General features: G+C 33.5%; 12 protein-coding genes. 1 reads left to right on the forward strand and 11 read right to left on the reverse strand.

Annotation, left to right across the window (positions count from 1 at the left end):
* Positions 1-32: 32 nt before the first annotated feature.
* A complete protein-coding gene (locus HSACCH_RS10980) occupies positions 33-1,805 on the forward strand; it encodes a methyl-accepting chemotaxis protein (RefSeq protein ID WP_005489867.1) in 1,773 nt (590 codons plus the stop codon).
* A gap of 82 nt (positions 1,806-1,887) precedes the next feature.
* On the opposite strand, the gene HSACCH_RS10985 is transcribed toward HSACCH_RS10980, so the two are convergent.
* The 11 genes from HSACCH_RS10985 to lpdA all read right to left on the reverse strand — a co-directional run bounded on the left by HSACCH_RS10985 (position 1,888) and on the right by lpdA (position 14,600).
* The gene (locus HSACCH_RS10985) at positions 1,888-2,661 is read right to left on the reverse strand and encodes a DUF438 domain-containing protein (RefSeq protein WP_005489868.1); all 774 of its coding nucleotides are present in this window, start codon (positions 2,659-2,661) and stop codon (positions 1,888-1,890) included.
* Between the two features lie 206 nt (positions 2,662-2,867).
* A complete protein-coding gene (gene hcp / locus HSACCH_RS10990) occupies positions 2,868-4,532 on the reverse strand; it encodes a hydroxylamine reductase (RefSeq protein ID WP_407635734.1) in 1,665 nt (554 codons plus the stop codon).
* 420 nt (positions 4,533-4,952) lie between these two features.
* Positions 4,953-5,447, reverse strand: a complete 495-nt coding sequence (locus HSACCH_RS10995; RefSeq protein ID WP_005489870.1) for a ferritin-like domain-containing protein — start codon at positions 5,445-5,447, stop codon at positions 4,953-4,955.
* 67 nt (positions 5,448-5,514) lie between these two features.
* Entirely contained in the window at positions 5,515-6,366 is an 852-nt protein-coding gene (locus tag HSACCH_RS11000; protein WP_005489871.1) for a thiamine pyrophosphate-dependent enzyme, read from the reverse strand.
* Positions 6,366-8,042: a 2-oxoacid:acceptor oxidoreductase subunit alpha gene (locus HSACCH_RS11005; RefSeq protein WP_005489872.1), complete on the reverse strand. Its 1,677-nt coding sequence runs from the start codon at positions 8,040-8,042 to the stop codon at positions 6,366-6,368. Before HSACCH_RS11005 ends, HSACCH_RS11000 begins: the two co-directional genes overlap by 1 nt.
* A 276-nt stretch (positions 8,043-8,318) precedes the next feature.
* Entirely contained in the window at positions 8,319-9,467 is a 1,149-nt protein-coding gene (wecB, locus tag HSACCH_RS11010) for a non-hydrolyzing UDP-N-acetylglucosamine 2-epimerase (RefSeq protein WP_005489873.1), read from the reverse strand.
* A 76-nt stretch (positions 9,468-9,543) separates the two neighbouring features.
* Positions 9,544-10,341 (reverse strand): TIGR03915 family putative DNA repair protein, encoded by a 798-nt coding sequence (locus tag HSACCH_RS11015; protein ID WP_152416032.1) that lies wholly within the window; start codon positions 10,339-10,341, stop codon positions 9,544-9,546.
* 21 nt (positions 10,342-10,362) lie between these two features.
* On the reverse strand, positions 10,363-11,631 hold the full coding sequence (locus tag HSACCH_RS11020; protein WP_005489875.1) for a putative DNA modification/repair radical SAM protein: 1,269 nt from the start codon (positions 11,629-11,631) through the stop codon (positions 10,363-10,365).
* A gap of 197 nt (positions 11,632-11,828) precedes the next feature.
* Positions 11,829-12,629: a family 1 encapsulin nanocompartment shell protein gene (locus HSACCH_RS11025; protein ID WP_005489876.1), complete on the reverse strand. Its 801-nt coding sequence runs from the start codon at positions 12,627-12,629 to the stop codon at positions 11,829-11,831.
* Positions 12,630-12,998, reverse strand: a complete 369-nt coding sequence (locus HSACCH_RS11030; RefSeq protein WP_005489877.1) for an encapsulin-associated ferritin-like protein — start codon at positions 12,996-12,998, stop codon at positions 12,630-12,632.
* Between the two features lie 204 nt (positions 12,999-13,202).
* Complete coding sequence (lpdA, locus tag HSACCH_RS11035) at positions 13,203-14,600, reverse strand: dihydrolipoyl dehydrogenase (protein WP_005489879.1); 1,398 nt, start codon at positions 14,598-14,600, stop codon at positions 13,203-13,205.
* Positions 14,601-14,649 lie beyond the last annotated feature (49 nt).

Genomic DNA, 14,649 nt, shown 5'->3' on the forward strand with positions numbered 1-14,649 from the left:
CGTGCTATTAATCAAAACAGGGAGGAAATTAAATGTTTTTTAAAGATTTGAATATTGCTAAAAAAATATTTTTAGTAATTGGACTAAGTTTTTTAGTTTTGATATTGATAATGGGATACTTTTTTAACCAACAATTTAACAATTTACGTGAAGAAAACACAAATACTGTTAGCAAGCATCTTCTAAATTTAGAAAAAGAAAGAATTAAAAATGCTACAGAAACTGCATCACAATTTTTAGGAGAATTGAGTAATTCAAACAGTGATTTAAATCAAGGAAGTTTACAGGAAATTATTAAAGATTATAATCAAAATATAGGTTTTGGTGAAATCGGTTATTTCTTTATCTATGATAATGAAGGGAATACTATTTCTCTTCCACCATCGCCGGAAATTGAAGGGACTAACCGTTGGGATCTTAAAGATGCAAATGATAAATACATAGTTCGTTCTTTAGCAGAAAAAGCTGATAAAGGTGGTGGATATGTTGATTATATTTATGCCAATCCAGATACAGGAGAAGCTGAGAATAAAATTAGTTATGTTGCTCCAATTGATGGTACAGAATATTTTATTGGTGCCGGAACTTATGAAGGAATCATTAACGGTCAAGTTAGTGAAGTTAAAAGTGAGTTAGAAACTATTATAAGTAATATATCTACATCACTTATTATTTTCATATTAATAGCTGTATTTATTTTTACACTGATAATTATCTTTATCTCTCGCTACATTTCTAAAAATATAAATAAAGTATTAGTTGGGATGAATAAAATGGCAAATGGAGATTTAACTTATCGGATGAATATGAAAAGCAAAGATGAAATTGGAAAACTTGCTCAGGCATATAATAAAACTGCTGAATCACAAAAAGAAATGCTGACTGAGATCCAGATGGAAATAAGTGAGTTAAGTGCTCAAAGTGAGGAATTGGCATCATCCGGCCAAGAAGTAGAAAGAGCTGCCGAACAAGTTGGGGGAGCAATTGAAAATGTTGCCTCTGGTGCTGAAGAACAGTCAGCACAAATTACTGAAACAAGCAGAAACTTAAATCAATTAATTTCTCAAATAAATACAACTAGAAAAAAATCAAAAGATATGGACCAATCTTCAAGTCAGGTCATCAAAAATGTTGACACTGGTACTGAATCAATGCAGAGCTCTATTAGACAGGTTAATAAAGTCAAGGATAATTCTGCAGAAATAGGAGTAACCATCAACAATCTTGGTGATTTATCAGAAGAAATTGGAAATATAGTTCAATTAATCAATAATATATCACAACAAACAAATCTTTTAGCCTTAAATGCTGCCATTGAAGCTGCTAGAGCTGGTGAAGCTGGTCGAGGTTTTTCTGTTGTAGCCGATGAAATTAGGCAGCTGGCTGAAGAATCAGCAGCAGCCACAGATAACATTTCTAAATTAATAGATAAAATTCAAGCAGGAGTTAGTAATGCAGTTCAAAAAATGGATGGAACTGAAGAGGCAGTTAATAATAGTGTAGAAGTAATTGAAGACACTGGTGAAGTATTTAATAATATAGAAGCTGCAGTCACTCAATTAAGTAGGTTAATTAAGGAAATTGATACAGAAACAATGGAAATGTCTAATATTAGTGAAGACGTAAATAATATGATAAATAATGTTGCAGCAGTTAGTGATGAAGCTGCAAGTAACGCTGAAGAAGTAGCTGCTTCTAGTGAAGAACAGATAGCTTCAACTGAGGAAATTGTGTCAGCTGCACATAGATTATCAGAGATGTCAGATAATATAAAAAATATGATTTCTAAATTCAAAGTTGAATAGTTTAATTAGCCTTATTAAAGTTATAAACTCGTCCAATCAAAAATTCCCCCACAGCTGCAAAGCTGATGGGGGATTTTAATATTTAATTGTAATTACTAATTTCTACCTTCGGAGTAAAACTGCAATAACCAATCTGATCACTCTTAGCCTTTATTTCTTCCCACTTACTTTTTTCAATAACATCTTTAGCAGTTGGATAAAGAATATTATTCTCTTTAAAAATATGATCCCTCAGGGTTACAACAACATACTCAGAATTCATTTTTAATTTTTCTTTAAATCTATCGAAATTCATATCAGCAGCATTTTCTGCTAACTTCATTATTTCTTCCTTGTGAGGCCAAAGATCATCATGTTCCATCCTCATAATTCTTGTTGGACCGGTAACACCACTTTTATCAACCTCAGGAAAAAGTGTTTCTTCTTCTCGAGTATGGTGCTTTTCAGTATCCAGTAATTTAGCTCCTATTTCTTTTAATTCTTCAAATACCGGATTTTCCTGATCAAACTCTTCTAATTTCTGAATTTCTTTATTTACATCATCAAGTCGATCTAAAATTTTCAAAATCTCTTCGTGTTCAGCAATCAAAGTACTTAAGGGATGCCCTACAGGAACATCAGTTTTTAACTTCTCTAATTCCTCTGCCATTGCTTCAATATGGGCAGTGCAGAGATGTCTGAGTTCTGTTTCCTCCAGTCCATCATTAATTAATTCCTGTTCAGCCTCTGATAGTTCTTTAGCACTTATACTTTCAATTAACTCCTGTGCCTCTTTTTTTACCTCTTCTGTTGCTTCACCACTATTTAATTTTTCTAATATATTTTTTAATTCTTCTTTTCTAGTTGCTGCAGTCATTTTTGCTGCCTCCTTATATAATTTATATTTAAACTTGAGTAATTTACTATGTTTTAATTATGACATTAATTTTAAAGCAGCTCTATAACATATATCACATAAGTTAAATTCTTTTAAAAATAAAAAAGACCTGCCTACATAATGCAGACAGATCTTAATTTTATATATTTACATTTATATCCAGGTACCGGGTACCTAGAAATATTTTACTCACCAGCCATAATAGCTGCTACATCTTCTTTAGCATCACCGGTTGGCTTAATATCAAACTTATCAACTAATACATTAAGCACATTTTCGGAAACAAATGCTGGAAGTGTAGGTCCAAGACGGATTCCTTTGACTCCTAGAGAAAGAAGTGCAAGTAATACACATACAGCTTTCTGCTCATACCAGGCTATATCATAAGAAATTGGTAGATCATTAATATCATCTACACCCATAGCTTCTTTTAGCTGTAAAGCTATATAAGCTAAGGAATAAGAGTCATTACACTGACCTGCGTCTAATACTCTAGGGATTCCACCAATATCTCCTAAGTCAAGTTTGTTGTAGCGGTACTTAGCACAACCAGATGTTAGAATAACTGCATCTTCAGGTAATTCTTTAGCCACATCTGTGAAATACTCTCTAGAATTGAAGCGGCCATCACAACCACCCATTACTACAAAGCGTCCAATATCGCCGTTTTCTACAGCTTCAATTACCTTATCAGCAACACTCATAACTGTATTACGAGCATAACCACCAGGAATTGTACCTTCTTCTAACTGAACTGGAGAATCACAGGTTTTAGCCAATTCAATAATTTCAGAGAAATCTTTGCTTTCTCCTTCTTTACGATCAGGAATATGTGTAACTTCTGGATATCCTGCCATACCAGTTGTAAAGATACGATCTTTATAAGAATCTTTAACAGGTGTAATACAATTTGTTGTCATTAAGATAGGACCATTAAATGTTTCAAATTCTTTGTCCTGCTTCCACCATGAGTTACCATAATTACCAACAAAGTGATCATACTTTTTAAATGCAGGGTAAGAGTTAGCAGGCAGCATCTCACTATGAGTATAAACATCTACTCCTGTACCCTCTGTCTGCTCTAATAACTCTTCCATATCTTTTAGGTCATGTCCACTAATTAAAATACCTGGGTTATCACGAACACCAATATTTACATCAGTTGGCTCTGGATGACCATAAGTAGAAGTATTAGCTTCATCTAAGAGAGCCATTGTTTCTACTGACATCTCACCAGTTTCCATAACTAATCCTACTAAATCATCAACACTCATGCTGTCATCTGTAGTTGCAGCCAGACATTTTTGAGCAAATCTATCAATCTCATCTTTCTGCTTACCTAAGACTCTAGCATGATCACCGTAAGCTGCAATACCTTTAAGACCATATGTAGCAAGCTCACGAAGTGATCTAACATCTACATCTTCAGTTTCTAAAACCCCAACATCAGTACCTTTATCATAATAATCACTAATATCATCACTATACCAGGTAGCATGTTCTGGTAGTTCACCACTGAATTCTTCACCGTGATTTTCTTTATAAACTTTCTCAAATTTCTCCTGAACTTCATCTCTAAGTTCAAAAGCCTCATCAATTAAATCTTCAAATCTTTCAGCATCAAAGTTAGCATTAGTAATTGTAGCAAATAGACCTTCCATAATAAATGGAGCTGTCTTATCAGAAAGATCAAGACCTTCCTCTTTAGCTTTTTCTGCATAAACCGAAATTCCTTTAAGTACAAATACTAATAAATCCTGTAGGTTTGCAACATCTGCATCTTTACCACAGACACCTTTTACTGTACAACCCTCATTTTTCGCAGTTTCCTGACACTGATAACAAAACATGGACATAATTATTCCTCCTCTTAAAATAATTATACTTTTACAGTTATATATAACTGTAATTCAATTTGAAACTTAAATTATAAGTTCTTAACTCAAGTATAATTATATAACTTTTAAATTATTGTTCTATGATTTATATCACATAAGTTAAGAGATAAATCACAAATAATAATAAAAATTATTTATTTTCATAAAAATATCTATAAAATAAAACATCTGCAGCAGGAGATTAATTGGTTTTACGCTTACAAACTCTATATCTATTGATAGATTTTTAGAGTCCTTCAACTTTACACTTTCAATTAACAAATACAGGTTCAGTAAACTAAACTCATATTTATAATAAATTCCAGCTGCAGATGTGGTTGGTGTTATTGAATCTGCTTAATTATAAGGTTTTCAATTTTATTTTTTGTTATTTTAATAATCTTCTAGGTGGTACCATTCAGCGTCTTCAAGCCAGGTGTTTGGACGATTTACCAGCTCAATAATATTACCTATAATTCTCTCATGTTTTTTTTCTTCTTCTGCTAAACGTTTAAAGGCTTTTTTAACTTCTTCAGAATCACTTTCTTCAGCTTTTTCTTCATAAAACTCATAACTTTTTGTTTCAATATCTATAGCCTTTTTGTAAACATCAATCTGCTCATCTACAAATACACCTTCAGAACCTTCAGGTAAATCATTAGCAATTTTTTCTAGTACTTTTTTTGCTTTTGGAAGAATGCCAGCTTCTACATTATCAGCTTTTTTATTTTCTTTTAGCTGCCTCACAATATTTTCATGTTTTTTCTCTTCCTCAGCCAATTCTAGAAACACACCTTTTAAATCTTTATTACCTGTTTTTTCAGCAAATTCTTCATATAATTTACGGTTTTCAATCTCAAAATCAATTGCGAAATCAAAAATATTCATTATTATAAGCCTCCTTAAATTAATTTTTAAAGATTTCTCAAATTAGAATATTAACTAAAAATAACTTTTATTTAAACTCTTTAATTAAATATTCCATATCCTCTACTTTTACATCACGATCAACCAATCCTTTATCTTTTAAATAAGGAATTCTATCTCTAAAGGTTGGCTTATCTTCTCTATAAATAATTCCAATAGGAATTTTATCTCCAAATTCATCTGCAACTTTCATTGCTGCAGCATAATCAGTAGGATCATGATCTTCTAACTTATATACCCTTTTGTTATACCACTGATAAGTATTGATTTTATTAAAAGAAACACAGGGTTGAAAAATATCAATTAAAGCATAACCTTTGTGTTTTTTTGCTTCCTTTATCATTTCTTTCAAATGTTCACGATCACCAACAGTACTACGAGCAACAAAACTGGCTTTCATCCCCACAGCAAAACGAACTGGGTTAAAGGGTTCAGCATTAACTCCATGTGTTTGGACTGGAGTTCTTAATTCTTCCACACTTGTTGGTGATGCTTGACCCTTAGTTAATCCATAAATTTGGTTATCATGAACAAGATGCACAATGTCTAGATTACGCCTAATATTATGCAGAATATGATTTCCACCTTCACCGTAAGTACAGCCATCACCTGATTCTACAATAACTGTCATTTTGGGATTAGCAACTCTCATTGCAATCGCAGGCGGTATTGAGCGTCCATGTAATCCATTAAAACCATTAACTTTAATATAATGAGGAATTTTCGCTGCCTGTCCAATTCCAGTGAACATAGTTATATCTTCTGGTTTTAAGTCCATTTCAGATAAAGATTCTGCAAGAGCAGTCCTTAAAGGAAAGTTTCCACAACCTGGACACCAGGCGGTTTCGCGATCAGCCTGATAAACACTTTTATCTACCATTATTTGCTCACCTCTTCTTTAAATCTTCTATAGATTTCCTGACCAGAGAAAGGACGACCATCATCTTTTAAAATGTTATAATTTGCTTTAATACCAGTCTCACTTCTAACTAATCTATCAAATTGAGCTCCCGAATTGTTTTCTACATAGACTAATTTTGCTCCAGCTGCAGCTTTGTCTTCTATTGTTTTTGTTGGCAGCGGCCAAACATCATTAAAGGCTAAATGTCCAACTTTATATTCATCAGAAAGCTTTTCTCTTCCTTCTCTTAGCGGGCCAGCAGTTGATCCCCAGCCAACTAATATATAATCTGGATTTTCTGGACCTGTATACTCTGGCTCAATAAGATCTTCTGCTATTAACTTCTTGATTTTTTTACTTCTCTTTTCTACCATTTTATTTCTAGTTTCAGCATCTTCAACAATATGAGCATATTCATCATGTTCATCACTGTCAGATAAAACAATGTTACCCTCAAGCTGACCAGGATAAGCACGAGGTGATATTCCATCTTCAGTATATTTATAGCGCTTATATTCGCCTTCTATTTCATCTGGATTGGCTAAATGTCTTTCAATCTCCAGATCACTTATATCAATTTCATCAATAGTTTTCGAACCATCACCAATAAATTGGTCAGATAAAATAATAACTGGTAACTGATATTTATCAGCTAGATTAAAAGCTCTAAATGTTTGATAAACTGCATCTTCTTGATCTTTTGGCGCTAAAACCATTAGTGGGAATTCATCCTGAGCAATATTAATTGCAAATAATAGGTCTCCCTGTCCTGTTCTTGTTGGCAATCCTGTAGCAGGACCTGGACGCTGTACATCTGCAATAACAATTGGAATCTCAGCAACTCCAGCCAGACCAATACCTTCAGCCATTAATGCTAATCCACCACCTGAAGTACCTGTCATTGAACGCAGACCACTATAAGTACCACCAAGTGCCATGTTAATAGCAGCGATTTCATCTTCAGCTTGCTCGACTACTATTTCTAATTCTTCCTGTTTGGAAGCAACATAATGCAAAATACCTGTAGAAGGTGACATCGGATAAGCAGCATAATAACTTAACCCGGCTAATAATGCACCTAAACCAACAGCACTATTACCATCAATCACCATCTTATCATCTTTTTTACCTAGATCTTTAAGATTATAAAGCTGATCAACAGCCTCATATCCTTCTTTTAATAGTGTTAAATTGTCATCTATCACTGATTCTTTTTTAGCAAAATGTTCCTTAACCGCCTCTTCGGCTTCTTCAGTTGCTAAGCCCATTATTTTAAAAGCAGCTCCAACAAAAACAGTATTGACTGCTCTAGGATTAACCTCTTTTGCCACACCCTTAGCATCAATATAAACCATATTATCATCATCTGATTCTATCTCAGATAAAATTGTACCATCTTCATTAATTTCTGATCGATGAATTTCTACACTCTCTTCATTTAGAGCTAATAATAAATCTATTCCTTCATCTGGACCTTCAATCTTTTCATCACTTATTCTAATCTGCATAAAGTTATGTCCACCTCTAACTCTTGACATATAATCTTTAGTGCTGAATAAGTAATAACCATGACGAGAAAAAGTTTTGGTCAGCATTGCTTCAACTGTTTTTAAACCCTGACCTGCTTCTCCAGCAATTACAATATTAAAATCCAATCTTATTACCTCCTTTTTCAAAATGAAAATTTCTTTTTTTAGTTTCAAAAAACTAGATTAATTTTCTTTCCCTTAATATATCTTATTCAATATATAACTGGTAAATCCTGCTTCAGATTGGAAATATTTTGCCCCGAATATAATAAAATTTAGATTAATCTAATAAAAAGAATAGTTATCATTATTGAGCAAAGAAGCTTCCAGCTAAATTCATTTTAACTTAGAATCATCTAAAATTTCTCGCATTTTCTAATTAACATTATACATTATTTCTTATTAAACCTCAAAATCATCAGGTCTAAGTTTGTTGGTCCCAAAATAAAAATCAATAGCCTTAATTATTCTTTCAACCGCTCTGCCATCACCATATGGATTAACTGCTGCTGCTCTTTTTTTATATTCCTCAGTATCAGTTAATAGCTTTAAGCTTTGTTGGTAAATTTTTTGAGTATTGGTCCCAACTTTTAATACTGTACCTGCCTCAACTGCTTCTGGTCTCTCTGTTGTATCTCTTAAAACTAAAACAGGCTTACCCAGAGATGGAGCCTCTTCCTGTATTCCACCAGAATCTGTTAATACTAGCTCACTTCTTGCCATTAGATTTGCAAATGGAAGATAATCTAATGGTTCTATTAAATGCACCTGCGAATTGTTAGTAAACATTTTTTTGCTTAGCTCTCTAATTACAGGATTTAAATGCACAGGAAAAACAACTTCTAAATCATTTATTTCTTCAGTTAATTGCTGAACCGCTGTAAAAATATTCTCCATAGGTTCTCCTAAATTTTCTCGACGGTGAGTTGTAAGTAAAATCACCTTTTTATTCTTAAAATCTAATTTTTGGAGCAGCCTGTTTTCAAATTTATAATTCTCATCTACCACAGAAAGCAGAGCATCTATCACAGTATTTCCCGTCACAAATACTTTTTTGGGATTTGTATTTTCCAGCAATAAATTTTCTTTAGCTCTCTTAGTTGGAGCGAAGTTTAAATCAGCCAGTACACCAGTCAGCTGTCTGTTAATTTCTTCAGGAAAAGGTGAATATTTATTATGAGTTCTTAAACCTGCTTCTACATGCGCAATTTTGATTTGATGATAAAAAGAAGTCAAAGCTCCTATAAATGTAGAAGATGTGTCGCCATGAACTAATAAAAGATCAGGGCTCTCATCCGCCAAAATTTCGTCCAGTTTTGTTATTATTCTGGCCGAAAGACCACTTAATGTCTGCCTATCCTTCATTATATCTAGATCATAATCTGCTTCAAGCTGAAAAAGATCCATCACCTGGTCCAACATTTCTCTATGCTGAGCTGTAACAGTAATTATTAACTTATAATTTTTGTTTTTCTGCAGTGATTTCATAAGAGGTGCCATTTTTATTGCTTCCGGTCTGGTACCAAAAACAGCCATAATTTTTTTCTGCATTTTAATCATCCTAATTTATTTAATTAATTTTCATTACTACTTATAATGATATAATTATATTTTCCGAATGTAAATACTATTTTGATTTAAATCTTTTGCTGCTACCGGGTCGCTCAATTAAATATTTCCAGTATTTCTTTGGCATAAACTGCTGTTGCGTTCTTGGATTACTTCGATTTTGGATGCTGACAGCAGAAAAAAAGGCACGCCAAAGATCCTGCACCTCTTTTTCTTTGGCAGATAGTTCAGGCTCAAATTCTTTTTTTAAATCAATTAATAACCATTCTTTCTCTGCCGCTGAAAAAATAATAGCTTCCTCTCTTCTCTTATCTTGTATAATCCAATCCATGGTTGGAAATCTATTTTTAAAGTGAGGTGCCAATAAAATTAAAATTTTATAATCTGGTTCAACTGCTGCAAAATATTTATTATCTGCTGCTTCCTGTAACCGAATTAGTCCTTTAAGCCGATGACTTTCGTGTTTTACTTTATGAGCTAAATCCTGAACCTTTCTCACATATTCTTTTGTTAAATATTCATCAATTTTTTTCCCAGCTTTAAAACCAGTAAATAAATATCGGAAAATATAAAGTTCTATTTTCTCTATCTCTGATAAATAGGCGTGGAAAATATTATTTAATGCCTGAGCTGAGATATTTTTTTTGATCTGCTGACTGAAAAAATGAGCTTGGTCTGAATCAGTTATTATTTCCTCTCGCTGATAAAAAAGATCATTTCTAAAATTAGACTCAGCTACAATTTTAACTGGAACTTCTCTCTGCTTAAAGGCTTGATATAAAGCTGTCAGCAGTCCTTGATAACTTCCATCATAAATATAAACTTTTTTTCCACTTTGATTATTTTTGTTTTTCATAAACATCTAACCTCTTTTTTATTATACATTATCTAATTTCCAACCCTGATCACTGGTAGAATTATTTGAAAACAGGGAAAGCTGCAGATTTTCTTTTTCTGCCAGCCGATTATAAATCACAGCACTTTCAAAAGGCACTGCAGCTGCATATTTACCGCTGCAGGTAATAAAAAAATTGGCCCTTTTTAAAACAATTCGCATTTTCTTTAAATTATAATGAGTTAAATTTGTTTCTCTTCTGGCCTTGACTATTTTAGCAGCTGAACGAGGTCCGATCCCCGGAACTCTGAGTAACATCTCATAATCAGCAGTATTTACTTCGACCGGAAACTGATCTAAGTTGTGAAGTGCCCAATCGGCTTTGGGATCAATTTTTAAATCAAAGTTTTCTCTGCCAGGAGTCAATAGCTCACCTGCTTTAAAGCCATAAAAACGTAAAAGCCAGTCGGCCTGATAAAGACGATGCTCTCTTTTTAGTGGAGGCCCGGGTAAAGCAGGTAACAATGAGGAGTTATTGACAGGTAAATAGGCAGAATAATACACTCGTTTTAAATTAAAATGATCATATAATCCTTCTGAAAGAGAAATTATCTGTCTGTCTGATTCTGGACTAGCCCCCACTATTAATTGAGTTGATTGACCTGCTGGTACAAATTTATCTTTTAGCTTATACTTTTTTCGCTCGACTATATTATTTTCTATTCCTTCTCCGATTCCTTTCATCGGAGCTAAAATACCTGCTTTTTTCTTCTGTGGAGCCAACTTTTCCAGACTTCTCTCACTCGGCAGCTCAATATTTATACTCATCCGGTCTACAAGAAGTCCGGCCTGATAAATTAATTTAAAATCGGCTCCTGGAATTGCTTTTAAATGAATATATCCCTGGTAATTATGTTTGTTCCTGAGCAACTGCACTGTTTTTAAAAGCTGTTCCATAGTCCAGTCTGGATCTCTATTTACTGCAGAACTTAAAAATAGTCCCTCAATATAATTGCGTTTATAAAAATCTATAGTTAGCTGAGCTACTTCTTCTGGTGTAAAAGAAGCCCGCGGACGATCATTGCTGGCCCGATTTACACAGTACTGACAGTCGTAAATACAGTAATTTGTAAAGAGAATTTTAAGCAGAGAAACACAGCGACCATCATCAGTCCAGCTGTGACAAATTCCACTTGCTTTAGTATTCCCTAGACTAGAACTATTACCACGGCCGCTACTGCCACTGGAAGAACAAGAAACATCATATTTAGCTGCATCGCTTAAAATTTCAAGCTTTTTCTGTAGCTCCATATTCTCACTTTCCTTCATTATTAAAATATATTAACTAGAAATTAATGCTTCAGTATATTTGAAACTATCTAATTTAATTATACTATTTCAATTATACTATAAAAAGATAATCTTTTCAAACAAATGTTTGTTTTAATGCAAAAAAAAATACCGCCTACTAAAAGCAGACGGTGATTTATAATTAATTTATGCAAGTTTTATTTTAATACTACAGCAGCCTCTGGGCCATTAACTCTAAAAGTAAATGTTTCAAGGAAGAATAATTCTACCTCATCGCCTTTTCTTTCGCTAAAGCCAAGTGAAATGTCCTGACCAACTGTTAGTTCAAAGTCTCCACCTCGTTCTGAAATTAAAAGACCTCTATTTCCAAGATCTGGTACTAATATAGTACCACTGTCAACCATTTCCTCAACTTTTCTCTTTAATGGATAACCTTTATCATCTAATTCGTAGAGTAGAGAATAAAGTTCAGGACCTAAAAGTAATCTCTTAGTACCACCGACACTATTTTCTTCAAATAAGTTAAGTGCTTTAAGTAATCCAGCAATTAGTTCTTTTTCGCCACCAGAAACGCTTACTTCTTCATGTTCTGAAGCTTCAACAATTCCTTTAATGTTGACTTCGTCAAGACCATAAAATACAGCCTTGTTTTCTGCCTTAGCTACCTTAGAAGCAGCTTCAACTAATTCAGCTGTATCTACATCTTCTGCTCCACGAGCTAAAGCCTCGATTTCACTAAGCTTCATAGTAAAAGGAACTTTAATTTCTACCAGTGGAAGTACTTCTCTTGTTGAGTAAGTTACTCCTTCAACATCTTCGATACCTACAGGGCTAAAACGACCAGTATTAATTGAAGATAGTTCTAATCCTTTGGGACCTAGAAAATCCACCTCTTTACGAGCTTTTAATTTCTGACTTAAAACATCAGTTGCCTCTTCATCTAAAAAATTCCAGGCTTCTGCTGCAAATGGTGCTAATCCACGTTTTAAAATATCCATTTATTCTCCTCCTCTCATATTACCTAAACCAAGAGATCCTTTTGAAGCAGGAGCTTCTTCTGCCCCTTCTTCACCTTCACCCTCTTCTTCAACTTCTGTTATTTTTGCTGTTGTAAAAAGGAAAGTTCTTAACATTTCATCCCAGACAGGGTTATTACGGCGTAACCATTCTAATCCCATACATGCATGCTCAATTTCTTCATCACGATTATGTTCAACAATAGCTTGAACATCAGGATCATTAGTTGCCACAGCCCTCTGATTATACCAATCAACCGCTTCTAACTCCTCCATTACACTCTTAATAATACGATGATACTCCATTGCTTCTTCCGTTAATTTTTCTTCTGGTTCATGATATTCGCTCATAAATCTGACCTCCCTTTAATTTTTTAAACTCAATTTTAATATAAATTTAATAGAAAATCTTTAGTCACTCTTAATAATTATTATACAATTTTTTTCTCTCTAAGTCAAATTTTTACTAGTTAGTAAAAAAGCCGATAAAGCCTATTATATTAGGGAACTTCTTTTAAAATTTAAGAGTCCTTTGTTAATTATTCATGGTCTTATTTAAGCATGAATCGCTCCATCTTCAAGCCCTAAAGCTGCTTCATGAATCACTTCTGCAGTTGTTGGATGTGCATAAATTGTATTTCTCAGATCTTTTGCAGTCAAAGAAAGATTTACTGCTAAAGTTAATTCAGCAATTAAGTCACTTGCTTCAATTCCAATTAAAGCAGCTCCAATAATTTTTTCACTTTCTTTTTCAACAATCAATTTAACTTTACCTTCTCTTTCACCCATAGCCATTACTTTACCGCTGGCTGAAAAAGGGAATGTAGATACCTTATATTCAATTCCTTTAGCCTTAGCTTCTGCTTCTGTTAAACCAACTGTCCCAATTTCTGGTGAAGTAAAAATAGCTCCAGGCACAGCATCATAACTCATTTCTTTATTCATTCCACAAATATTTTCCACAGCAATAATCCCCTGCTTAGATGCAACATGAGCTAAAAGTTTTTTATCAGTAACATCTCCAACAGCATAAATTCCTTTTGCATTTGTTTCCATCTTTTTATTTACCTGAATTGAGTTTCTTTTAGATTCAAATTTAACTGCTGTGTTTTCAAGCTTCAAACCATCGATATATGGTTTTCGCCCCACAGCCATTAATATTTTTTCTGCTTTTACAGATTTTTCTTTATTCTTTTTCTGATAAATCACTTCATAACCTGAGTCATTCTTTTTTATTTCTTTTACTTCTGAAGAAGTCTTGACACTAATTCTGCGGCGTCTAGCCGAACGATTTAATTCTGAAGCAATTTCTGAATCAACTCCACTAACAAGCTGATCTAAATACTCAATAACTGTCACATCAACTCCAAAATTACGGAAAATGAAAGCAAATTCCATCCCGATGATTCCTCCACCAACTACTACCATTGATTCTGGAAGTTCATCTAAATCTAAAGCAGACCTGCTGTCTAAAATGCCATCTAAATCTGCACCTGAAATTGGCAAAGTTGACGCTTCTGAGCCTGTAGCAATAATAATATTTTCCGCTTCAAGTTCAATCACTTTATCATCTTTTTGAATTTTAAGTGTTTTTTGATCAACGAAAGAAGCTTTACCCTCTATTTGTTCAATTCCTTCCCTTTCTAATAGATGCTCAATTCCTCTAACTAATCTATTAACTATTTTGTCTTTTCTTTTAACTACAGCCGGAAAATCAACTTCTACTTTTTCAACATTAATGCCAAAATCTCTAGCATTCTGAATATCAGAAAAAACTTCAGCAGAGCGAACAAATGCTTTTGTTGGTATACAGCCCCAATTCAAGCAGGTTCCACCAAGTAGTTCTTTTTCAATTAAAACTGTATCTAAACCAAGTTGACCTGCTCTTAAAGCCGCCACATATCCTCCAGGTCCACTTCCGATAACTGCTAATTCACATTTTTTATCTGACACTTTATCAACTCCTTAAGTCACTATTTTATAAATTTACAAAGGTAAAATT

It is taken from the genome of Halanaerobium saccharolyticum subsp. saccharolyticum DSM 6643 (genome assembly GCF_000350165.1).
Lineage (GTDB): Bacteria > Bacillota > Halanaerobiia > Halanaerobiales > Halanaerobiaceae > Halanaerobium > Halanaerobium saccharolyticum.